Annotated in this window: 19 protein-coding genes; 11 read left to right on the forward strand and 8 right to left on the reverse strand. The window is 65.0% G+C overall.

Annotated features, from left to right (window positions below; genetic code table 11):
• Positions 1–30 precede the first annotated feature (30 nt).
• A complete protein-coding gene (locus GEV06_13010) occupies positions 31–1,722 on the reverse strand; it encodes a benzoyl-CoA-dihydrodiol lyase (GenBank protein ID MPZ18816.1) in 1,692 nt (563 codons plus the stop codon).
• Positions 1,723–1,815: 93 nt separating this feature from the next.
• The gene (locus tag GEV06_13015) at positions 1,816–2,532 is read right to left on the reverse strand and encodes a metal-dependent hydrolase (protein MPZ18817.1); all 717 of its coding nucleotides are present in this window, start codon (positions 2,530–2,532) and stop codon (positions 1,816–1,818) included.
• A 24-nt stretch (positions 2,533–2,556) separates the two neighbouring features.
• Here GEV06_13015 and lipA point away from each other — a divergent pair, with 24 nt between their 5' ends.
• Positions 2,557–3,462, forward strand: coding sequence for a lipoyl synthase (gene lipA / locus GEV06_13020; GenBank protein MPZ18818.1), 906 nt, complete (start codon positions 2,557–2,559; stop codon positions 3,460–3,462).
• 15 nt (positions 3,463–3,477) lie between these two features.
• On the forward strand, positions 3,478–4,164 hold the full coding sequence (locus tag GEV06_13025) for a uracil-DNA glycosylase (GenBank protein ID MPZ18819.1): 687 nt from the start codon (positions 3,478–3,480) through the stop codon (positions 4,162–4,164).
• Between the two features lie 38 nt (positions 4,165–4,202).
• Here GEV06_13025 and GEV06_13030 read toward each other — a convergent pair whose 3' ends face one another.
• The 5 genes from GEV06_13030 to aceE form a co-directional block, all read right to left on the reverse strand.
• Positions 4,203–4,961, reverse strand: a complete 759-nt coding sequence (locus tag GEV06_13030; GenBank protein MPZ18820.1) for a response regulator — start codon at positions 4,959–4,961, stop codon at positions 4,203–4,205.
• Positions 4,958–6,016 (reverse strand): sensor protein lytS, encoded by a 1,059-nt coding sequence (locus GEV06_13035; GenBank protein MPZ18821.1) that lies wholly within the window; start codon positions 6,014–6,016, stop codon positions 4,958–4,960. Before GEV06_13035 ends, GEV06_13030 begins: the two co-directional genes overlap by 4 nt.
• Positions 6,017–6,210: 194 nt before the next feature.
• Complete coding sequence (lpdA, locus tag GEV06_13040; protein MPZ18822.1) at positions 6,211–7,653, reverse strand: dihydrolipoyl dehydrogenase; 1,443 nt, start codon at positions 7,651–7,653, stop codon at positions 6,211–6,213.
• 69 nt (positions 7,654–7,722) lie between these two features.
• Entirely contained in the window at positions 7,723–9,477 is a 1,755-nt protein-coding gene (gene aceF / locus GEV06_13045) for a dihydrolipoyllysine-residue acetyltransferase (protein MPZ18823.1), read from the reverse strand.
• 1 nt (position 9,478) lies between these two features.
• Positions 9,479–12,151, reverse strand: coding sequence for a pyruvate dehydrogenase (acetyl-transferring), homodimeric type (gene aceE, locus GEV06_13050; protein ID MPZ18824.1), 2,673 nt, complete (start codon positions 12,149–12,151; stop codon positions 9,479–9,481).
• 141 nt (positions 12,152–12,292) lie between these two features.
• Here aceE and GEV06_13055 point away from each other — a divergent pair, with 141 nt between their 5' ends.
• The 8 genes from GEV06_13055 (at position 12,293) to GEV06_13090 (ending at position 21,733) form a co-directional block, all read left to right on the forward strand.
• Entirely contained in the window at positions 12,293–13,924 is a 1,632-nt protein-coding gene (locus tag GEV06_13055) for a hypothetical protein (GenBank protein ID MPZ18825.1), read from the forward strand.
• A gap of 59 nt (positions 13,925–13,983) precedes the next feature.
• Entirely contained in the window at positions 13,984–14,787 is an 804-nt protein-coding gene (locus GEV06_13060) for an MIP family channel protein (protein MPZ18826.1), read from the forward strand.
• Positions 14,729–15,232: a hypothetical protein gene (locus GEV06_13065; protein ID MPZ18827.1), complete on the forward strand. Its 504-nt coding sequence runs from the start codon at positions 14,729–14,731 to the stop codon at positions 15,230–15,232. Before GEV06_13060 ends, GEV06_13065 begins: the two co-directional genes overlap by 59 nt.
• A gap of 28 nt (positions 15,233–15,260) precedes the next feature.
• Positions 15,261–16,097, forward strand: a complete 837-nt coding sequence (locus GEV06_13070) for a hypothetical protein (GenBank protein MPZ18828.1) — start codon at positions 15,261–15,263, stop codon at positions 16,095–16,097.
• A 1,084-nt stretch (positions 16,098–17,181) separates the two neighbouring features.
• Positions 17,182–18,753 carry a hypothetical protein gene (locus GEV06_13075; GenBank protein MPZ18829.1) on the forward strand — a complete coding sequence of 524 codons (1,572 nt, stop codon included), beginning with the start codon at positions 17,182–17,184 and terminating at the stop codon, positions 18,751–18,753.
• A gap of 84 nt (positions 18,754–18,837) precedes the next feature.
• Positions 18,838–19,170, forward strand: coding sequence for a BlaI/MecI/CopY family transcriptional regulator (locus GEV06_13080; GenBank protein ID MPZ18830.1), 333 nt, complete (start codon positions 18,838–18,840; stop codon positions 19,168–19,170).
• Between the two features lie 9 nt (positions 19,171–19,179).
• A complete protein-coding gene (locus GEV06_13085; protein ID MPZ18831.1) occupies positions 19,180–20,760 on the forward strand; it encodes a hypothetical protein in 1,581 nt (526 codons plus the stop codon).
• A 7-nt stretch (positions 20,761–20,767) separates the two neighbouring features.
• Positions 20,768–21,733 carry an aldo/keto reductase gene (locus GEV06_13090; protein ID MPZ18832.1) on the forward strand — a complete coding sequence of 322 codons (966 nt, stop codon included), beginning with the start codon at positions 20,768–20,770 and terminating at the stop codon, positions 21,731–21,733.
• A 62-nt stretch (positions 21,734–21,795) separates the two neighbouring features.
• Here GEV06_13090 and GEV06_13095 read toward each other — a convergent pair whose 3' ends face one another.
• Positions 21,796–21,978 (reverse strand): hypothetical protein, encoded by a 183-nt coding sequence (locus GEV06_13095; GenBank protein MPZ18833.1) that lies wholly within the window; start codon positions 21,976–21,978, stop codon positions 21,796–21,798.
• Between the two features lie 102 nt (positions 21,979–22,080).
• Between GEV06_13095 and GEV06_13100 the strand changes: the two genes are divergently transcribed.
• Positions 22,081–23,337 carry a transposase gene (locus GEV06_13100; GenBank protein ID MPZ18834.1) on the forward strand — a complete coding sequence of 419 codons (1,257 nt, stop codon included), beginning with the start codon at positions 22,081–22,083 and terminating at the stop codon, positions 23,335–23,337.
• The last annotated feature ends 9 nt before the right edge of the window (positions 23,338–23,346 follow it).

Genomic DNA, 23,346 nt, shown 5'->3' on the forward strand with positions numbered 1-23,346 from the left:
GCACCTCGATCGATGAAGCCACCACGGAGGCTATGTCCTGCGCCAATCGAACTCCGGTCGGCCTCGGCCGCCGCCGTACGCCGCCAGGGCGCCGCGCTCGCCGACCGCGTTCGGACGCTGAAAGATCCAGTTCTGCCACGCGGATAACCGTCCGAAGATCTTCGTTTCGATGGTCTCCGGGCCGGCAAACCGCAAGCTCGCCTCCAGGCCCGTCAGCGCATCTGGCGACATCGCCGCTCGGTGCTCGATCGCAAGTCGCACCTCGGCATCCCAATCGAGCTCGTCCGGTGCCGCCGTGACCAACCCGGCCTCGAGCGCGGCGGGCGCATCGAAAGGTCCTGCCTGCGCGAGCATCTCCTCGACCCGTTCCGGCGTCGCGAGGAACCGTGCTTGCAGCCGGGACAGCCCGTTGGCCATCGGCAGACGTCCCGCATTCATCGGCGAGAGCGCGACCAAGACCGGCCGCTCTTCATCATCGAGCATGTAGCAGCGGTCCGCCGCCAGAGCCAGCTCGAACAAGCTGCCGCCGAAACAGGAGCCAGCATCGGCCAGCGCGACGATGCTGCGCGCGGACTGCTCGAGCCGCTTCAGGACGCGCTTCATGAAGTGAATGATTTCACGGACCAGCCAGTGCCGATCGTGCGCGGCCAGTGTGGCGTCCACCGACAGCACGCGCGCGAGATCCCCTCGCGTCCGGACAACGATCGTGCCGATTTCCGGCTCGTTGAACCGCAATCGCAACAGCACGTCCTCCAGCTCGCGAAACGTGCGCAACGGCCAGTACCGGTCGCCGGCGTCCACGATGTCGTCGATGGTCTGCGGCTCGGTTTCCGCAGGCGCCATGATCGTCAGCTCCGCTGTCCGTGCGGCGCGGTGGATCGAGAGCTCGACCGACGAGTAGGACAGGACGTCACCGGTGACAATTGGCTCGAGCGGTCGCAACGCGATGCCACGTGCATCGACAGGACGAGCGGAGGTCATCGCAAGCTCGCGCGCGCGGCTGTCGACAGCGCTCCAGAACCGGCTGGTGGGATACACCGCATCGACAAGGCCCCACGCGACGGCACGACGTCCCTTCACACCCTCGGCAAGCGTGCAGAAGACGTCTGCCAGATCGCGCCGCACACGGCGCTTGTCGACGAGCCGCGTCACTCCGCCGGTGCCCGGCAAGACGCCGAGCAGCGGGACTTCCGGTAATGACACCGCCGCACGCCCATCGTCCACCAGGAAGATCTCGTCACACGCCAGCGCCAGCTCGTAACCGCCTCCCGCGCAGGTGCCACTCACCGCGGCGAGGAATGCCATCCCGGAGTGCGCGCTCGCATCTTCCAACGCTAGTCGCGTTTCGTTGGTGAACTTGCAGAAGTTCACTTTGAAGGCGTGGCTGCTCTGCGCGAGCATGTAGATATTGGCGCCGGCAGAGAAGACGCGATCGAGCGCACTGCGCAGGACCACGACGCGCACTTCGGGATGCTCGAAACGTAGTCGCTGCAGGGCATCGGCGAGCTCGAGATCGACACCGAGATCGTAGGAATTGAGCTTGAGGCGGTAATCACCAAGGCCGCCATCCTCTTGCACGTTCAACGCAAGCGTGGCGATGGCTCCATCGTACGAGAGCTGCCAGTGGCGGTATCGATCCGGCGCGGTCTCGAAAGTCAACGGCGCCCGGGGCGCACGCACGGCCGAGGCCGCGCTCGGTCCTCTCTCGGCTGAACTTGTCATTCACGTTGATTATACCCGCCTGACCAAGGTGCGAGGGAGAACGCACCCTACGATCGGCGCAACGTAGGGACGCCTCGCCGAGGCGTCCGTCACTCATCGGGCCGTCCGGCCCGGCTCGAGCTCCAAGACCTGGACGCCCTTGGGCTCGACCAGCTTACGCAGCGCCGCGGGAGTGCCTGTAAGCACGGGAAAGGTGCCGTAGTGCATCGGCACGACCTGCTTCACGCCGAGCAGCTCGCACGCCAGCGCCGCCTGTCGCGGTCCCATCGTGTAGTGATCACCGATCGGGAGAAACGCGAGCTGCGGCTCGTACAGTTGTGCAATGAGACGCATGTCCCCAAAGACATCCGTGTCGCCCGCGAAGTACGCCACGAGGCCGTCTTCGAAGCGCAGCACGAACCCAGCGGCCAGGCCCAGGTACACAATGCGGTTGTCCTCCACGAAGCCGCTGCCGTGTATGGCTTGAACCATCGTGATGCGGACACCGGCTACTGTCGTTGTGCCACCAATGTTCATGCCGACGAGATTCTTGAGGCCCTTCTGCTCGAGCCACGCACAGACCTCGTACGAGCCGACGACCGGCGCTTCGGTCTCTCGTCCGATGCGAAGCGCGTCGCTCACGTGATCGCCGTGGCCATGTGTGATGAGCATGGCATCGAGCGGACCAACCGATCGCCGGTATTGCTCCGGGCACGCCGGGTTGTCGGTCAGAAACGGGTCGAGCAGGATGCGCCGGCCGCCCGGTGATTCCAGCAGGAACGTGCCATGGCCAAGCCAGGTTATCGCGAGGGAGGAGGACTGGGTCGTCATGCGCCACATGTTACGATACTCAGGATGTCGAGTGTCTCGCCGCTGCACCTGATCCGACCTTCCGAGCGACAGCCCAAACCAGCATGGTTGAAGGTTCGCGCGCCCGGCTCGGCCAACTATGTGCGGCTCAAGCAGTTGATGCGCGGCTCCGGCCTGCACACCGTCTGCGAGGAAGCACGCTGCCCGAACATCGGTGAGTGCTGGCATCACGGAACCGCGACGTTCATGATTCTCGGCGACGTGTGCACGCGAAATTGCGGCTACTGCGCCGTGGCACACGGGCGTCCGGCACCGCTCGACCTCGAAGAGCCGGTGAGGCTCGCCGCAGCGGTCGAGCGGCTCGGTCTCAGCTACGTCGTGATCACGTCGGTGGATCGCGACGATCTGCCGGACGGCGGCGCCTCGATCTTCGCGGCGTCGGTCCGCACCATTCGAGCCGCAATGCCGCAGACACGAATCGAGGTACTGATCCCAGACTTCCAAGGCAAAGCGGATGCTCTGCGGGCGGTGCTCGACGCCAGCCCAGACGTCTTGAATCACAACACGGAAACGGTGCCGCGCCTCTATCGCGCGGCACGCTCCGGCGGACGCTACACCAGGACCCTCGAGCTGCTTCGCCGGTCCCGCGCCTTCGCGCCGCATATTCCCACCAAGACGGGGCTGATGGTCGGTCTCGGCGAGCAATGGGAGGAGCTCATCGCGGTGTGTCGCGACTTGCGCGACGCGGGAGTCCAGATTCTCACGATTGGACAATACCTCCGGCCAACGCCAGCACACCTGCCGATGGTTCGCTACTACGAGCCGGCCGAGTTCGCGCAATTGAAGGAGGCCGCGCTCGACATGGGATTCGGCCACGTGGAATCCGGTCCGCTCGTCAGGAGCTCGTATCACGCGCACGAGCAGGCAGATGCTCTTGTTCAGGGGGCTTGACCCGTTGTCCCTCCGATGCTCGAAGCTGCCCGCCGCGCGGTGATTCGCTGTGAGATCTGCCCTCGGTTGCGGGCGCACTGCCAGCAGGTCGCACGCGAGAAGAAAGCGGCCTACAGGAACGAGACGTACTGGGCTCGGCCGGTGCCCGGCTTCGGAGACCCGCGCGCGCGGCTGCTCGTGCTTGGCCTGGCCCCAGCGGCGCACGGCGCGAATCGGACGGGGCGCATGTTCACCGGTGACGGCGTCGGAGGATCAGGCGACTTTCTCATGCGCGCCATGCAGGTCACCGGCTTCTCCAACAAATCGACGTCCGAGCGGGCCGACGATAGCCTGGTGCTCAGCGACGCCTATGTGCTGGCAGCCGTTCGCTGCGCGCCGCCCGCGAACAAGCCGACACGCGACGAGATCCTGAGCTGCCATCGCCATCTCGAAGCGGAGGTCTCGGCCTTGCCAAACCTTCAAGTCGTCGTGGCACTGGGACGACTGGCGTCGGAAGCATATTGGCGTCTGCTCGCAGGGCGAGGCATTCACGTCCGCCCGCGGCCGGCGTTCTTCCACGGGCAGCTCTTCAGACCTCGGGAGCGAGGCCTACCGATCCTCGTCGAGTCCTACCACCCCAGTCGCCAGAACACGCAGACAGGCAAGCTCACGCCCAGCATGCTCGATGCCGTGTTTCGGACCGCTGCCAAGCTCCTCCGGTGATTGAAAAAGGAACCGGGTACCTTTTCGTCCGCTCAACATCAGAACGCCGCGCGGATCCGTGCTCGATAGCTTCGGCCCGACTTCAGTCGAACGCCGTTGCGAAGCATCAGCGTGACGTCGCCTTGGAACCGAGACGTGAGTGTGCGGACGCGATCCATCTGCACAATGGCGGAGCGGTGGATGCGAAGGAAGCGGGACGGGTCGAGCGTGGTCTCGAGATGATTGAGCGTGTCACGGATCAGATAAGAGCGCTCACCCACGTGGAGGCGCGCATAGTTCAACTCTGCGGTGATGTAGTCGATCTCGCCGATGTCGATGAGCCGAGTCTCGCCTCGATGTCTCACCGAGATCCGCTCCGTGAACCGCGCCTGTCCGTGAGCAACGCCCGTCAGCGCCCGCGCGTGCGTCTCGACTTCCGGTGTGCCGATGATGCGCCGGCTCCTTGCAACGGCGGCGTGAAAGCGCTCGCGCGAGACCGGCTTCAACAGATAGTCGAGCGCGTGCACTTCGAACGCGCGAAGCGCATGCTCGTCGTAGGCGGTCACGAAGATCACCGCCGGCATGTGCTCCGGTCCGATTCGGGCGACGACCTCGAAGCCATCCACCTCCGGCATCTGGATGTCGAGGAACACGAGATCAGGCCGTAGGCCCTCGATGCGCGCCACTGCCTCGAGACCGTGCCGGCATTCGCCCACCACCGAGATATCCGGCTCCGTTGCCAGCAGCCGCGCAAGGTGCCGGCGCGCCGGCGGCTCATCGTCCACGATCAGTGCCCGGATTGGGTTGGAATGACTCATAGCCTGGCGGCCGCGCGGCGCGCGGGAATGACGAGCGTGGCAATCGTACCGCCAGCGGGGGCGCCACGCACGGTAAATCGATGCCGCGGGCCGTACAGGTGGCTCAGGCGGGCGCGCGTCGTGGCAAGGCCCATGCCCGCACCCCGGCGGTGAGGGGGCGCCGCGTCGATGCCGACACCGTCGTCGTGAACGTCGACCTGGAGCCAATCGCCCGCGAGGCGCGCCGTCACGGTGACCGTACCAGATGTTGCGCGCGGGGCGATCCCGTGACGGAGGGCATTCTCGACGAGCGGTTGGAGAATGAGATGCGGCACCGCCACGTCGAGGGCAGACGGATCGAGGTGCCACTGGACGCTCAGGTGATCCTCGAACCGCGCCTGCTCGATTTCGAGATACAGGCGCAGGAACTCCAGCTCGCCCCGCAGCGACACCTCTGGTGTGTCACCTGCCGCGAGTGACCGGCGGAGCAGCTCACCCAATTGCGCCAGCACCCGCTCTGCCGCAACCACATTCTCGTGCATCAAGGAGGCAGCCGTGTTCAGCGTGTTGAACAAGAAATGCGGCCGCATCTGGGCCGTGAGCGCCTGGAGCTGCGCGCGGGCGAGCTGGGCATCACGCATCCGGACGGCCTGCGCGTAATGCAGGGCGTGGGCCACGCCGACCAGCATCAAGTACAGCACTAGGTTCTCCTGGAAGCGCGTAGCGAGAACGCGCTCTACGGTCGGCGTCTCGGCGTACCACCCTACCCAAGGGTCCAGCCATACGACAACGATGGCTCGAAGCAGTACCACGACACATGCCGTTACCAGATGCACGCCGACAGCAACATGCCAGCGTCCCCGCTCCACGGGAAAACGCTCCACGAGCCAGAAGGCGGCAACCGTGAAGGGCACCCAGAGCAGCGCATTCGTCAGGCTGATGCTGAGCGCGTATCCCCAGGTGACGGGCTCCCCCGCCGACTCGTGAAGAAAGTGAAACTGAAGCGTATATGTGAGGCCCTCGACGGTCCAGCACGCCAGGGCAATTGCGCTCCATCGCCACAGTCGCCTTGCCAAGAGAGGGACCCCTGCCACGCCCGTCAGGGTAACACTCGCGAGGCGGGCACACCGCGACGTCTGGGATGAGTTGCTATCTAGGAGGGATGAAGAGAGACGGGAAACAGCCCTTCGACTCGCTTCGCTCGCTCAGGGCATTCGCCTCGGCTGCGGCTTGCTATGAGCGAGGCTGACGGCGCACCGAAGGCGGGCCGTCAGCCGAGTCGAATGGGGACGGCTCCGGCTTTCTTCTTCGGGCGATAGACGTGCGTGCTCTCGCCGAGGGCCACCTCGGCAGACTCCATGACGGTCTCGGACAGGGTGGGATGCGGGTGAATGCTCAGGGCGACGTCGCGCACCAGCGCTGCCATCTCGACCGCGAGCACGCCTTCCGAGATGAGCTCGCCGGCTCCGACGCCCACGATTCCCACACCCAACACGCGCTCCGTTTTTGGCTCGATCACCAGCTTCGTGAGCCCGTCGTTTCGATCGAGCGTCGTGGCGCGCCCCGACGCACCCCAGCGAAACTTTGCCACGTCGATGGGGGTTCCTCCCCGTCCCGCCTCGGTCTCGGTGAGGCCACACCACGCAATCTCGGGATCCGTGAAGACGACGGCAGGAATGGCCCGGGGCTCGTAGGCGACCTTGTGTCCCGCGATGGCCTCGACGGCGACCCTCGCCTCATGACTCGCTTTGTGCGCGAGCATCGGCTCGCCCGCCACATCGCCGATTGCGTAGATCGACGGCTCGTCGGTGCGCCGCTGCGCATCGACACCAATGAATCCGCGGCGATCCACTTGCACCCGAGTTCGTTCGAGGCCGGCAATCTCGGAGTTCGGCCTGCGCCCGATGGCAACGAGCACCTGATCGAAAACCTGCTCGGATGGGTTGGCGCTACCGTCGAACGTCACCTTGACCCCGCCCACCACCTCCTCCATCTGGACCACTTTCGTCTCGAGCATGATGCTCTTGCAGACACGCTCCATGCGCTGGTGGAGCACCTGGACGAGATCTCGGTCCACGCCCGGGAGCAAGCCGGCCATCATCTCCACCACTGAGACCTCGCAGCCGAGGGCGGCATACACGGACCCGAGCTCCAGACCGATGTATCCGCCACCCACGACCAGCAGATTCTTCGGAACACGTGTGATCTCGAGCGCCGACGTCGAGTCGAGCAGCCGCTCCGGACCGAGGGCGGTGTTCGGCAGCGTCATCGGGCGCGAGCCTGTCGCGATGATGGCCGTCTCGAAAGGCACCGTCTCCTCGCCGCCTCCCCGCTGGATGATGGTCAGCGTCTGCGCGTCGGCAAAGCTCGCGTGTCCCTGCATGTAGCGAACCTTGCGCAGCTTCGCGAGCTGTCCGAGACCACCGGTCTGCTTCGCGACCACCTGCTCCTTCCATGCCCGGAGCTTGTCGACGTCGACTCGCGGCTCGGGGAACTCGATTCCCCAGGCAGACGCGTGCCGCGCCTCGGAGAGCAGCTTGGCCACGTGCAACAGCGCCTTCGATGGGATGCAGCCTCGGTATGTGCAGACGCCGCCAGGATTGGCTTCCTCGTCGACCAGCACGACGTCCAAGCCGAGGTCCGCCGCCCGGAATGCGGCAGCGTACCCGCCCGGCCCTGCACCAATCACGACGAGCTGTGTCCTGTTTGACATGGATTTCAGGAGTTATGAGCTGTGAGTCGTAGCGAGGGCCTGAAGGCCGCGCGCTACGTACGGAGAAGACTATCCTTGAAGAGCGAGCAGGAACGGTTGCTCGAGCGCGTCGGCCACCCACCGCAGGAAGCGCATGGCATCGGCGCCGTCGATCACGCGATGGTCGTAGGAAAGCGACAGCGGCAACATCAACCGCGGCTGAAAGGCGGCGTCGATCCAGACCGGCTCCATGCGCGCGCGCGACACACCGAGAATCGCCACCTCTGGCCAGTTCACGATCGGCGAGAAATGGGTACCGCCGAGACCACCCAGGTTCGTGATGGTGATGCTGCCCCCTTCCATCTCGGCCATCGTCAGCTTGCGGTCCCGTGCTCGCTGCGCCGCTTGTGCGATCTCGACTGCAATCTGCGTAATGTTCTTGGCATCCACGTCACGGATGACCGGCACGAGGAGGCCGCGCTCGGTATCGACAGCGATGCCCACGTGCACGTACTTCTTGTAGATCAGCTCTTCCTGCGCGGAATCGAGCGAAGTGTTGAATTGTGGAAACGCCTTGACGGCGGCCGCAAGGATCTTCGCGAGAATCGCGGTGACTGTGAGCTTGCCACTCGCCTGCTCCACCTGCGGCGCGAACCGCTTGCGCAGGTCTTCGAGCGCCGTGATGTCCGCCCTCTCCGACTGTGTGACGCTCGGGATGAGCGACCATGCCTGGGAAAGGTGCTCTGCCGTCTTTCGCCGCACGCCGCTCATTGTCTTGCGATCGATTTCACCCCACTTCGCGAAGTCTGGCAGCGCCGGCGCGGCGACCGCACCCGGCTGCATCGCGGGCAGCGGCGCAGACGTGATGATCTCTTTCGCGTGGGCGAGAACGTCTGCCCGCGAGATGCGCCCCGCCGGACCGGAGCCAGGCACGTCGCGAACATCGACGCCCAGCTCGCGTGCGAGCCGCCGTATGGACGGCGCCGCCGGCACGTTGGGTCGCGGGGGAATCGCTTCGGCTCGCCCCGGCGGCGACGGCTCGGCGCGGCTCGGGGCCTGCCTGACCACGCGACTGATGTCGTACACCTCGGCGCGCGGCCGCTCCGCCTCAGGCGCCCACTCCGGCGATTCGGCGCCTGGCGCGGCTTCGCTGGCGGCGTCCGGCGGCTGAGCCTTCCCTGCCGACGGCGCCGCTGCGGCTCCGGGTCCCGACACGTCGAGCGTGAAGATCACCTGGCCAACCTTCACGGTCTCGCCCTCTTTCACCGGGATCTCGCGCACGCGACCCGCTGCGCTCGAGGGGACCTCGACGGTGGCCTTCTCGGTCTCGAGCTCGATCACCGGTTGCTCTCGCTCGACGACATCGCCAGGCTTGACGAGGAGACGTAGGACGTCGCCCGACGTCACGTTCTCGCCGAGCTCTGGGATCTTGACCTCCACAACGCCACCCGCTGCGGCAGCCTCGGCTCCCGGTGCGGCGGCGGCCGGCGCGGGCCCGCCTTCGCTCGCCTCCGGCGAGCTACGGCGAGGCAAGCCCGTCTCCTGATTCCCGTCTCCCGTTTCTTGCTTCCCGGTTCCCGGTTCCTGGTTCCCGTTTCCCGTTTGCTGACTGTCTTCTACGGTCAGCACTGCCTGTCCGACCTGTACCTGATCGCCCTCGTTGACATTGACTGTCTGCACGCGGCCAGCTACCGCGGAGGGCACCTCGAGGGTCGCCTTGTCCGTCTCGAGCTCGAGGACCGGTTGATCCCGTTCAATGACGTCCCCGGGCTTCACCAGCACTCGCAGGACGTCGCCGCTCGTGATGTTCTCGCCCAGCTCGGGCAGTGCGAATTCAGTGGCCATGTTAGGAAGTTGCTGGGTTCGGTTTCTCCGCGTCGATCCCGAGCTCCGTGATGGCGCGGGCGACGACCTTGCCGTCAATCTTCCTCTCCCGCGCGAGGGCTGCGAGCGTGGCGACCACGACGTGGCGGTGGTCGACCTCGAAGAAGTCCCGGAGCGATCCGCGGCTCTCGCTGCGTCCAAAGCCGTCGGTGCCAAGCGATGTCAGTGGCCGCGGGAGCCACCGGTCGATGGCGTTCGGCAGCATCTTGACGTAATCGCTGGCCGCGACGAAGACGCCGGGCGCCTTCTCGAGACACGTGGTCAAGTAAGGGACCTTGGGAGGTTCCGCCGGGTGCAAGCGATTCCATCGCTCGCACGCCTCGCCGTCACGATAGAGCTGCACATAGCTCGTCACACTCCAGACGTCGGCGGCAACGTCGTACTTCTCTTCCAGAACATGGGCAGCCTTGACCACTTCGGGCAGAATAGCGCCGCTGCCGAGGAGCTGCGCTTGACGGCTCGGCTTCTTCTTCGTCGATGCGCGGAGGCGGTACAACCCCTTGAGGATACCGTCGCGGCAGCCCTCGGGCATCGCTGGCTGCGGATACGGCTCGTTCATGACGGTCAGGTAATAGAAGACGTTCTCCTGTTCACCGTACATGCGCCGGATACCGTCTTCGACGATGGTGGCAATCTCATACGCGTACGCCGGGTCGTAGGCCTGGCACGTGGGCACAGCGGAGGCGAGGAGATGGCTGTGGCCATCCTGATGCTGCAGGCCTTCACCGGCGAGCGTCGTCCTGCCGGAGGTGCCACCGAGCAGGAAGCCTCTCGCGCGCATGTCGGCCGCGGCCCAGATGAGATCGCCGATGCGCTGGAAGCCGAACATCGAGTAATAGATGAAGAATGGAATCGTGTTGATGCCGTGCGTCGCGTAGGCCGTGCCGGCGGCAATGAACGAGGACATCGATCCGGCTTCGGTAATGCCCTCCTCGAGGATCTGCCCGTTGGTGGCTTCCTTGTAGTAGAGGAGCGTGTCGCTATCGACCGGCTCGTAGAGCTGGCCGACGTGTGAGTAGATGCCGACCTGCCGGAAGAGCGCCTCCATGCCGAAGGTGCGCGCCTCGTCTGGGACAATCGGCACGACGAGCTTGCCGATTTCCGGGTGGCGCAGCAGCTTCGCCAGCAGCCGCACGAACACCATCGTCGTCGAGGCGCCGCGGTCGCCGGTGCCGGCGTTGAACTCTTGGAACAGATCGGCGAAGTCGCAGGCGAGCGGCGTGGCGCGCAACTTCCGGGCGGGCATATAGCCGCCCAGTGACTTGCGGCGCTCGTGCAGGTACTCCATGTCCGGGCTGTCGTCCGGCGGCCGATAGAACGGCATCTTCGCGATCTCGGCGTCGGAAATGGGAATGCCGAACCGGGATCGGAACTCGCGCACTTCGGCTTCGTTCAGTTTCTTCTGCTGGTGCGTGATGTTCTTCCCCTCGCCGCTCTCACCCAGGCCGTATCCCTTGATCGTGCGGGCGAGAACGACCGTCGGCGCCCCCTTGTGCTCTACCGCAGCCCCGAACGCCGCATAGACCTTCTCCGGATCGTGACCGCCGAGCCGAAGCTTGCTCAGCTCCTCGTCCGAGAGGTGCTTCACCATCTCGAGCAGCCGGGGATCCTTGCCGAAGAAGTGCTGTCGGATATAGCTGCCGGGTGAGACCGAGTACTTCTGGTACTCGCCGTCGACGACCTCGCCCATCCGCTTGACGAGCGCGCCCTCGTTGTCCTTGACGAGCAGCGAGTCCCAGTCCCGCCCCCAGAGCACCTTGATCACGTTCCATCCGGCGCCGCGAAAGACTCGCTCCAGCTCCTGGATGATCTGACCGTTGCCGCGGACCGGCCCGTCGAGCCGCTGCAAATTACAGTTGATGACGAAGATGAGGTTGTCGAGCTTCTCGCGTGCGGCAAGCGAGATGGCACCGAGCGTCTCCGGCTCGTCACACTCACCGTCGCCAAGAAACGCCCAGACCTTCCCATTCGCCTTCGGCTTCAACCCGCGATCCTCGAGATAGCGATTGAAGCGCGCTTGATAGATGGCCATGATGGGCGACAGGCCCATGGAGACCGTGGGCGCCTCCCAGAAGTCCGGCATGAGCCACGGGTGCGGATATGAGGAGAGCCCGCCACCTGGCTTCAGCTCACGCCTGAAGTTCTCGAGCTGCTGGTCGCTCAATCGTCCCTCGAGGAAGGCGCGTGCGTAAATTCCGGGTGACGCGTGCCCCTGGAAGTACACGAAGTCGCCGCCGCCGTTGTCGCGGCCGCGGAAGAAATGGTTGAAGCCAACCTCGTAGAGCGTGGCAGCGGACGCGTAGGTCGAGATGTGGCCGCCGATACCATCCTCGAGCTTGTTGGCGCGCACAACCATGACGAGCGCATTCCAACGGACGAGACTTTTGATGCGGCGCTCGACGGTCCGGCTCCCGGGCATCTGGGGCTGGTGTTCGGTCGAAATGGTATTGATGTATGGCGTGTCGGCGGTGAACGGCAGCTTCACCCCGCGCGCCCGGGCGTGGCCGCGGAGCGTTTCGATGAGGTCGGCCGCGCGGGCCGGACCGCTGTTCTCGATGACGTAGTCCAACGAATCGACCCACTCGCGGGTTTCGATCGTGGTGTAGTCGGCGGTGTCCTGGGCGACGTTTCTCACTGCTCTCCTCTGGTTGGCCGAACTCCAAACGATTAGCTTATCATCCAGCGTATGACGCGCAAAGCACTACTCCCGCTCGTGGCGACCGCAACGCTCGCCGGATCCGGAGGGCCGTTCTTGCTCGGGGATGCGCTCGCCGACATGCAGGGAGACGCCGCCGGGACGGACGAGACCACGCCCGACCTGACGCGCCTGACCAGCATGACCGCACGCTTCGCCCCGGTCGATCTCGAGGTCGATATTGCCGTCCTCCCGGCCAGCGAGCGCACGGCTCTCGTCCACCTCGTGGAAGCCGCCGGCATCATGGACGGCATCTTCCTCCATCAAGTCTCCGCCGCCAACGCGACACGGCTCCTGCAGCGGGCCAGCGACCAATCGCCGCTCGGACGCGCACGTCTGCACTACTTCCTCATCAACAAAGGTCCCTGGTCGCGGCTCGATCACGATCGGCCGTTCCTGCCGGGCGTCGGCCCGAAGCCGGAAGGCGCCAACTTCTACCCCGCCGATGCCACGCGCGACGAGATCGAGCGTTGGATCACATCGCTCCCAGCACCCGAGCGCCAGGCGGCAACCGGGTTCTTCACGATCATACGGCGTGCACCCGACGGCGCGTTTCAAATCGTGCCGTACAGCGTCGCGTATCAAGGCGAGCTCCATGCCGCGGCCGAGCATCTGCGCGAGGCCGCCATGGCCACCCGACAGCCCTCGCTCCGCCGCTACCTCGAGACGCGCGCGAAGGCTTTCAGCGCGAATGAGTATTACCAGAGCGACGTCGCCTGGATGGAGATCGATGCCTCCATCGAGCCGGTGATTGGCCCATACGAGGTGTACGAGGACGGGTGGTTCAACTACAAGGCCGCGTTCGAGGCATTCGTGACGGTGCGTGACGAGGCGGAGAGCAAGAAGCTCGCCGTCCTCGGGAGTCGCTTGCAGTCGCTCGAAGACCGATTACCCATCGAGCCGCGGTATCGCAATCCAACGCTCGGCGCCCTCTCGCCCATTCGGGTCGTCGACGTGATCTTCACCGCTGGTGATGCCAACCGCGGCGTACAGACCGCCGCCTTCAACCTGCCGAACGACGAGCGCGTGATTCGCGAAAAGGGCAGCAAGCGCGTCATGCTGAAGAACGTGCAGCACGCGAAGTTCACCGTGGTGCTCCAGCCGATTGCCAAGGTCGTGCTGTCGGCGGCGGACCAGCCGCGCGTCGCCTTCGATGCCTTCTTCACGCATATCGTCATGCACGAGTTGATGCACGGCCTCGGGCCCCACGACATCACCGTGGACGGCAGCACCACCACGGTGCGTCAAGCGCTCAAAGAGCTGTACAGCACAATCGAGGAAGCCAAGGCGGATGTCTCCGGCCTCTGGGCGCTGGAGACGCTGATCGCAGACGACGTGCTTTCCCGCAACCTGGCGCACACCATGTACACGACGTATCTCGCGTCGATGTTTCGATCCATTCGCTTTGGCATCAGCGAAGCACACGGCCGTGGCGTCGCGATTCAACTCAACCGCTTCCTCGACGCCGGCGCCGTGACGCTGGACGCCGGCGGGACATTTGCCGTTGACGACACCAAGATCAAGGAGGCCGTACGCTCGCTCACCGGCGACATCATGACGCTGCAAGCCGAGGGAAGCTACGAGAAGGCGAAGGCGCTCGCGGATCAGTACGGTGTCGTTCGTCCAGAGATAGAGCAAGCGCTCGAGAAGCTTGGTGATGTCCCGGTGGACATCGAGCCGCGGTTCGTCACCGTGCAGGAGCTCCGCCGCTGAGCCCTTGCGCCATGAGTGAACGAACGCCGCTGGTGGTGTAACGCCTTGCGAGAAGGGAGATGCGTGTGAAGCTCACGGGCACCTTACGGGAAGCGTCGGCTGAGTTCCTCGGCACGTTCATACTGATGATCTTTGGACTAGGTGTCGTCGCCCAAACAGTGCTGAGTCGCGAAACGGCCGGCAGCCCTCTCGCCATTCACCTTGCCTGGGGCCTCGCGGTGATGCTGGGCGTGTACACCGCCGCCGGCGTGTCCGGCGCGCACATCAATCCTGCCGTCACACTGGCGCTCGCCGTGCGGCGCGGCTTCCCATGGCGCAAGGTCGTTCCCTATTGGCTGGCGCAGATGCTCGGCGCATTCGTCGCGTCGAGTGTCGTCTACATGACGTACGGGGAGGCGCTCGATCATTTCGATGGCGGGATCCGTCAGGTGATCGGCCCTGTAGGCACGGCCGGGATCTGGGCGACGTATCCCCAAGACTTCGTGAGCGCGTTCCCCGGCGGCTTCATCGATCAAGTGGTGGGCACGGCGCTGTTGATGATTGGTGTGCTCGCGGCAACCGACGAACGCAACCGCGCGCCACACCCAGGGTTGGTGCCAATCATCATCGGCCTGCTCGTCGCGGCCATCGGTATGTGCTACGGCTTCAACACCGGCTACGCCATCAACCCGGCGCGTGACTTCGGTCCACGTCTCTTCACGGCAATCGCCGGCTGGGGCAGCGACGTCTTCACGGCAGGCAATTCCTGGTGGTGGGTTCCGATCGTCGGACCTATCATCGGTGGCGTGATCGGCGCGTACGTCTATGACCTGTTCGTCGCCAACCATCACCCAGAAACGAAAGGGGACCCCGCGCTCGGGTAGAAGCGACGGACGCATCGCTAGCGTCCCGCCTTGCGTTGCGGTTTTGACGATGTATCATCGTCTTCAGGAGGCAGTTTCTGCGACGCGACCGAGGGAGAAGACGAGAAGCGGGCCTCTTCTCTCCGGTTTGGCGTTGGCACCCGTCTCGCACATACTGCGGGCGTGGAGAACTGGACATGCTCATGCAGGGTACTGGAATGGAGCGCCCGACCTCGCGGTAGAGGTACTTTCGCCTGAGGACGGGCCAGGCAAGGTACAACGCAAAATCGCTGCTTGGCTGGCGCATGGCACTCGCGTCGTCTGCGTCGTGGATCCGAACGTACGCACGCTGACGGTCCATCGTCCGAATTGGACGCCGAATGTGCTGACGAGGAGGACACGCTCCGCGACGAGGACGTGCTGCCTGGATTTCAGATGCGTACGCGAGATATTCGCCGAGATGTGACTCTCGGATGGAGGATGGTTGATCGCGTATGTCCGACACTCCTGCCCGACCGCTCGCTGGTCGACGTATCGCCGTGCTTGAGGCTCGGCTGACCGACGCGCTTGCGTCGTTGATGGAACGTGCGGGTGCAGAAGTCGTGCGCGCGCCGGCTCTCCGCGAGCGTCCGCTCGAGGCCACGACGGAAGTGGTGGCGTTTTGCGACGCGCTCGAAACGGGCGGCTTTGCAGCCGTGGTCTTTTTGACGGGCGTCGGAGCTAACGCGCTGCTGACCGAGGCAGAACGGCTTGGTCGTCTCGACGCGACGCTCGAAGCGCTCCGCGGGGCGATGACGGTGTGCCGTGGACCGAAGCCGGTCGCGAGACTGGCGCGCCAGCGCGTGCCCACGAAAATCGCCGTGCCGGAGCCGCACACGACAACGGAGCTGCTCCACGTGCTGCGAGGCCTCGATCTCAGAGGACAGCGGGTTGGTATCGTGCACTACGGCGAGCGAAACGACGCGCTGTCGGACGCGCTTCTCGCAGACGGCGTGCAGTTGATCGAGCTTTGCCTCTACGAGTGGGTGCTGCCGGAGGATATTGCACCGCTGGAGCACGTCGTGCGGGCAATCATCGATGGCGAGGTCGACGCGGTTGCGTTCACGAGCCAGGTGCAAGTGCGTCATTTGCTCCACATTGCGGAACGTCTCGGTGCCCTCGAGGCGCTTCACCGCCAGCTCACGACCCATACCGTGGTTGTCGCGGTCGGCCCGACGACGGCGAGGATGCTCGCGGCGAGCGGCATTACGCCGACCGTCGTGCCCACCAAGCCCAAGATGGGACCGATGGTGGCGGCGCTCGGCGACCACTTTGCCAATCGTCGATCATGACTCCGGTGGTATAGCGCGGCGGGCTCGCCATGCTCGAGGTTGGAAGAAGTCGTTACAACCGTGGATTTTCTCGCGTGTCGCTGCATGCTCATCCGCGGTATCTGGTCAGAAGCAGATCGATCTCAGCCTCTCTGATGACTTATCGTTGCTCGTGGCTTCGCGGATAGCACCTGTGCTGCTCGAGCGAGATCACTTACTTCTCAGGCGACTTAGCCTCACTTTTCTGCGCTCACTTAGTTACTTGACAGGCTCAACTGCTTGTGTATAGTGAGCGACGCTGCAACGATGGCGGCGTTCACCTCCCCCGATAACCGGTGTGACCGCGTGGCGGCAATGCAGTGGGCATTCTGCAGGTGCTCTTGCGTGTACCGTCGTCGTAACGTCCGGCTATCGACAGCACGCCCTTACGTAGCCCAGGCCTTTAGGTTGCTAACCAACAGCCGATCGGCCTACCAGCGATAGCGTAGTTCCACACGTTAGTTGACGTAGGAGGGAAGGACAATGATGCAAGCTGGAATGAAGAAGCTGGTGTTCAAGTTGGGTACATTGGCAGTGCTCGTCGGCATGGTGTTCGTAACACCCATGATGGCCGATGGATACGGCAAGCCTAAGCCGCCTCCAACCTGTCTAGAGCTGTGCTACGATCAGTATGCGTTGTGTCTCAGGCACGCCGGCGGCTTTTTGGACAAACTCCAATGCACAGTACTCAAGGTAGTGTGTGAGACGGAGTGCCACATCTTCTAGGCGATCCAGGGCAAGTCTCAGGCTGAAAGACTGGGTATCCCTCAGATCTGGAAGTGAGCGTTTCTCAGTTCCTTGAGGGATACCCCATTTTGCACGGGATCGTGAGCGTCATCGTTCCCGTAGGGCATGCGTTCCAAGACGCGACCCTTGAAGCACTGTCCCCCGCTTTCCTCGTGACCTCATCCGCGAACGCGTCGTCCAACCCGCCAATTGTCGCAACTTCAGACACAAGCTGTGTATAATTCAACGGCGCACCGCTGACGATGCTTGGTGCAAGTGTGTCATTGTCACAGCGCCCGTGCTGATTCGCCTGTCCTCTCTGACCACACCTCACTTGGAGATGGCGTCATGCAGCCTGCTGAGACGTGTTGGCTGTCTCCTCGTCTGCATGCTGGTGGCAGCCTGCGACGGGGCACCGCTACCGCCGTCCACAGGCGCGCCGCCAGGCGGCGAATCGACTGCCGTCCGCGGCACGGAGCGGATCGCATGGGAGCAGCCGGCGGCGAGCGCGCGTGAGGTTGCGAGCTTCCGCTTCGCGGTGTACGTGGACGGTGTGCGAGGTGAGCTCTCCGGTGCTCGCTGCGAAAGCTCGTCAGGCCCCAACGGCTACGCCTGCGGTGCACCGCTACCTCAGCTCACGCCTGGCACGCACGTCATCCAGCTGTCAGCGATCATGCCCAGACGCGGGGGCTCCGTCGAAAGTCCCCGCTCGCCAGCCCTGAACGTTACGCTCATCGCCGCGAAGGGAGCTGCGTCACTCGGCGCTGAGGGAGCTGCGCCAGGCAATGTCGAAGCGCCTTCGCCAGGCGACGCGGATCCGGCGGCGCGGAGCGCGGCCGAGACCAGTGCCGCGATCACGTTGCCCGACGGTACACGCTTGCGCGCACAGACTGTCGTCGCGAATCTGGACCGACCGTCTGCCGTCGCCTTTGGCCCCGATGGCCGGCTGTTCATCGCAGAGCGCGCGGGGCGAGTGCTCGCGTTCGACGAAACGCAACTGCTGGATGCGACCGTTCTGGAAGGTGTCGCGGCCACGGGCGACGCAGGCGTGCTGGGGCTCACGCTGCATCCGGACTTTGCGGGCAACCGCCTCGTTTACATCGTTGACACCACCCTGAGCGCCGACCGCACGCTCAGTTATCGCCTCAGCCGCTTCCGCGAGGTGAACGGCCTCCTCGGCGAGCGACTGATTCTCCTCGACGGTATACCGGCCACGGCCGCAGACGCCGGAGCCGTGATTCGGTTCGGGCCCGATCGCAGACTCTACGTGTCGTTTGGGCGCGCCGGTCCCGAAGTGAGCGCATCGCGGTCCTCGTACAACGGCAGCCTGTTGCGCCTCGATGACGATGGCTCGACGCCTGATGACAATCCGTGGTCGTCGCCGGTGTACTCCGTCGGTCACCACACGCCGCGCGGGTTCGACTGGGATCCATTGACGGGCGAGCTTTGGGAGGTCGAGCGCGTCGGCACGGCGCGAGACGAGTTGAACCGCATCCAACCTGGCGGCGATTACGGCGACGAGCAAGCAGCGGAAACGAACGGTCGCCAGCGCGCAGGTACGGTGGCGCCGGTCGTCGCGTGGCCCGCCGCGCTCGGTCCCTCTGGCGCAGCGATCTATGACGGAACCCTCATCGAGTCGCTCCGTGGCGATCTCCTCATTGCCGCGCTCGAAGGTGAAGACATCGTGCGCGTGCGCTTCGATCCTCGGGATCGGGCGCGTGCTACGGCCACAGAACGTTTGCTCCAGGGACGCTTCGGCCCGATTGCCGGCATCGAGGTGGCACCAAACGGCGCGATTTACTTCGTGACGGCCACTCGCCGCGACGATGTTGCCTCCGCGCATGACGATCGACTCATCCGGTTGGTGCCAGCATCCACTGAGGCACTTGACGCCACGGGGGCAGCCCGTTAATATCCTAACGAATTAAGATAACGGGGCCAATCTCTCGTGTCTCGAAAGCGGTCCGAAACCATTACCGACGGTGAGCTACGCTTGATGCGGGTGTTGTGGGCTGAGCAACGCGCCACGGTCGGAGAAATATGGGCAGGGCTGCCTGACGTCGACCGGCCGTCGTACAAGTCGGTGCAAACGCTGCTCCGGATTCTCGAGCAGAAAGGCTGCGTCCGGCACGAGAAAGATGGGCGTGCGTTCGTCTATATGCCACTGGTCGATCGCGAGCGCGCCAGGAGCGGCGCCGTGGCGCGGCTGCTCCGCCAATTCTTCGACGGAAGGCCGGGGCTGCTGGCGCTCAACATCCTCGAGCGGGAGCAGTTGGATGAGCGCGAGCTCGCAGAAGTCAAGCGACTCATCAAGCAGGTCAAACGCTAGATTCTCGAGATGTCCTTGTTGGCAACCTGGATCTGGCAAGGCGTCGCTCTGACCTTGGCGATTGCCGCGCTGCTGCGCCTCTGGCGCCCCGGTGCTGCGGCATGCACTTTCGTGTGGTGGGCAACGCTGCTCGCGGTCCTCTTGCTACCACTACCATGGCTCGTCCCGCAATCGCCCGATCCACGCGTCTCCAACCTGCAGGCTGGCGCTCCCACAATCGGTGTCGCGATACCCGTTCCCCCTGACGCGTTCATCAGCGTCGCGATCGGCATGTGGCTGGGCGGCGTGCTCCTCGGCTTACTGACGCTCGTGCACGGCTTCGTCAAGCTTCGTCGTGTCAAAGCGCGCTGTTCGCCGCTGAGCCTGGCCCGCGAACGATGCCTTCGCGGTTGGATGGCCGCAAGACATGGCCGATCTGCCCGCCTCTGCGTCTCCGACGATGTGGCGCTTGCGACGGCGTTGGGCCTGGGATCACCGGTGATCGCTGTAAACACATCGCTCGCGAGCGCGCTCGACGACCGTGAGCTCGATCAGCTCGTTCTCCACGAGTATGCCCATCTCGAGCGGTTCGACGACTGGAGCCAGCTCCTCCAAGCCGGCGTCGAGACATTTTGTGGTCTTCATCCCGCAATCTGGTGGATCGGCCGGATGCTTCGCTTCGAGCGCGAGTCGGCCGCGGACGAATGGGTCCTTCGCCGGACTGGAGCGCCGCATGAGTACGCGTCGTGCCTCGCCACGGTTGCCGACGCGGCGCTCGTCGATCATCCCGGCAGGTTGCTACGCGGCGCGGGAGGACTCGGCGTTGGCGCCGGTTTGCGACGCGGTGACCTGTTGCGCCGTGTTGAGCGCATTCTCGGCTCCGTGGATCGACCTCCTCAACGGATGCCTCGCATGGCCTGCGCGACGATGGCCACGGCACTGGTTGCAGGCGTGATTGCCTTGCGCCAGCTCCCAGTGTTGGTTCACGTTGTCGACGCGCCCGCGCCGCGGGAAACCGTGGCGCGCGATGTCCCCCTCGAGGCGCACCTTCGCACGTGGCCAGGAATGGCGCGCGTGCAGATCGGAGGCGCCACCGGGCTCGCATCTCTCCCCTCCTCTGCCCCACGAGGGCCGGAAAGAGAACGCACTGCCCCGTATCCGCCGCGACTGGCTCCGAGCGTGCGCACCCTCCCGACGGACACGGCCATTCTCACGGCAACGCTACAATCGCTGGACACCTCTATGATGCCCCGAAGCCGGCGCCGAGCGAAGTCCAGGGCTCGCCCCGAGCGGAGTCGAGGGGAACTGCTCCTTCTCCGTTCGTCTCCCTTGGAAACCGCGGCGCTCGCGCCCAAGCTCTCTCCCGCGACGATGGTCCCGCTGCGGGGGCTCGACGCCGCAAACGAGCAAGGCGAGCGTTCGGACGGTCGTCACTGGCTTCGTCTTCCGTCGCTCGCGAAACAGACGAGCAGCACGGCCACGAAGACAGCGACGTCCATCGCCAAGGCCACGGCGGAAAGCGCCGTGGATGTAAGCGGTGTGGTCGCCGACTTCGGCAGGACCCGCGCGGTGCGCAGCGTCGGGTGGTTCCGCCGTCGCCTTGGACTATGATCCGCGTATGCGCTATCGACGGTTTGGACGGCTTGGCTGGCAAGTGGCGGAGATTGGCTACGGCATGTGGGGCATGGGCGGTTGGAGCGGCTCGGATGACGAGGCGTCGCTCCAAGCGCTCGACCGTGCCGTGGCTCTCGGCTGCAACCTCTTCGACACCGCATATGCGTACGGCGAGGGACGCAGCGAGCGACTCCTTCGTGAAACGCTGAAGCGGCACCCGGACCGCCGGTTATACGTTGCGACAAAGGTGCCACCGATGGATCGCGTCTGGCCGGGCAAGGCCGAGACGTCCATCAGCAGCGTCTTTCCCTACACCTATATTCGCGAGATGACCGAAAAGAGCCTCGCGAACCTGGGCGTCGACTGCATCGACCTTCAGCAGCTCCACGTGTGGAGCGACGCCTGGGCGGAGGAGGACAGCTGGCAACGCGCGGCGTCGGAGCTCAAACGCGATGGTCTCATTCGAGGATTTGGCATCTCGGTCAACCGGTGGGAACCTCGGAATGTCGTGAAGGCGCTTCAGACCGGATTGGTCGACGCCGTGCAGGTGGTCTACAACGTGTTCGATCAGGCGCCGGGGGAGGAGCTGTTCCCCGTGTGCGAGCGGCTCGACGTTGCGGTGATCGCCCGGGTTCCATTCGACGAAGGCAGCCTGACCGGCACCATGCACGAAGGTGTGAGCTGGCCGGCGGGCGACTGGCGGAACCTCTATTTCACCCCCGAGCATCTCCGTGAGATCCTGCCCCGCGTCGAGCGGCTGAAGGCGGTGCTTCCAGACGGCGTGCCGTTGCCGGAGCTCGCATTGCGCTTCATCCTGCACCATCCCGCTGTGTCGACGATCATCCCCGGCATGCGAAAGGTCGGTCACGTCGAGGCGAACCTCGCCGCCAGCGATCGCGGTCCCCTCGATCCGTCACTCGTCGCGGCGCTCGGTCCATACCGCTGGGATCGCACGTACGACATCCCATAGGAGGTCCTCAACAGTTGTGAGGCGCTCCTGAAGCTCACGTATCACGACTCATACCTATCCACTTAGCCTGCGGTGCGCAAGTAGATGTTGCGGTTGAAGGTCTTGAAGGACATCCCCGACCAGGCGCGCAGGTGCACATCGAAGATTTCGCGCAAGTGTTCGGCCTCTACCCCGCACAGAAGTACGGGAAGGCGAGCCATGCTCCAGCTCTGGCGCGGCGCCCGCAGCGGCCATGGCTGGCTCACCCTCTGCGCCTTGTCGCGCACCTTCCCGCTTGAGGAATCCGAGAAGGCCCGCTGCTCGTCCGCCTCGCCCTCGGCCCCGACCCACAGGGCTGGATCCCCATCGTGGTCGATCAGACCACCATCCGCGGGACGCCGGTCCTCATGGCCGGCGTGCGCGTCGCGCGCCGGGTCCTCCCCGTCGCGTTCGTCTGCTACGAGTACGCCACCCTTCGCAAGAGTCAAAATGTGATCGAGGAGTCGCTGTTCCTTCTGATCGCCGCGTGCTTGCCGCCGGGGTGTAAGCCGATCTTCATTCTCGATCGGGGCTCCGCGCGCGCCTCGCTGCTCCGGCAGCTGCGTCGGCTGAAGATCCCCTTTATCCTGCGCGGCCGGGCCACCACCATGGTGCGCGTCGGCGGCCAGCGCCTCAGCCTCGGCCGCGTGCGCCGACGCGCGGGTCGGGCCCGCCGCGACACACACGCCGCGTATCAGGACACCGCGCAGGAACCCGTCGATCTCATCGTCTACCACGACCGGGCCTTCCAGGAGCCCTGGTTCCTCCTGGTCCCGGCGGGCTCCGAGACGCCGCTCCCCACCGACGATGTGGGGGCGCTCTACCGCGAGCGCATGTACATCGAGCTGACCTTTCGCGACTGGAAGACGCATCTGGGGGTGCGCGGCCTGCGGCTCGAGCTCGACCTGGCCCCACGCCTCGGGCGCTTACTGCTCGCCCTGACGCTCGCCTCCATGCTGGCCGTGCTGCTGGGAGCCGGCCCGCTCGCGCGCCGGGTGCGTGCCCACACCGAGGTGCTCCGTGCCACGCCGCGCCATGGCACCCGGCGGCGCCTCAGCGCGCGCTCGATCGCGATCCTCGCCCTCTCCCTGGGGCGCTCTTCGCCCGGCTCGCCCGCGATGCATTGCACCGCCTCCTGGCCGCCTTGGCGCGCGGCGAACCCGCGACGGCGCTTCCGCGATGACGCGCCTGCGAACGGACCGAACGCCGCTCGTGTCGTCGCGGCTCGCGTCCCTGCAGTACGCGAGCGACAGCACCCTCGAACTCACGTTCCACAGTGGCGTCAGATACCGCTACTTCGGGGTCCCACGCCAATCGTCGACGCTTGGTCGCCGCCGAGTCGAAAGGCGGCTACTTCAACCGGCACATCCGGAACGGCTTTCGTGACGAGCGCGTGGCCTGACCGGTTGCCCTCCTGCTCTGCGCCACCTCACGTCACGCGTCAGCTGTGGTACGCGCGCCTCCTGCGCGTCTTCGGCGACGTCACAGAGCGTCGGCGCTCAGCGTGTCGGGGAGGGCTGAAAACACTGGGGGGCGGCAAGCTCCTGCGAGCCCTTGACATTCTCCGTGTCAACCACTATATGTAGAAGCATAAG

Origin of the sequence: Luteitalea sp. (genome assembly GCA_009377605.1) — a bacterium.
In the GTDB taxonomy this organism is placed as follows: domain Bacteria; phylum Acidobacteriota; class Vicinamibacteria; order Vicinamibacterales; family Vicinamibacteraceae; genus WHTT01.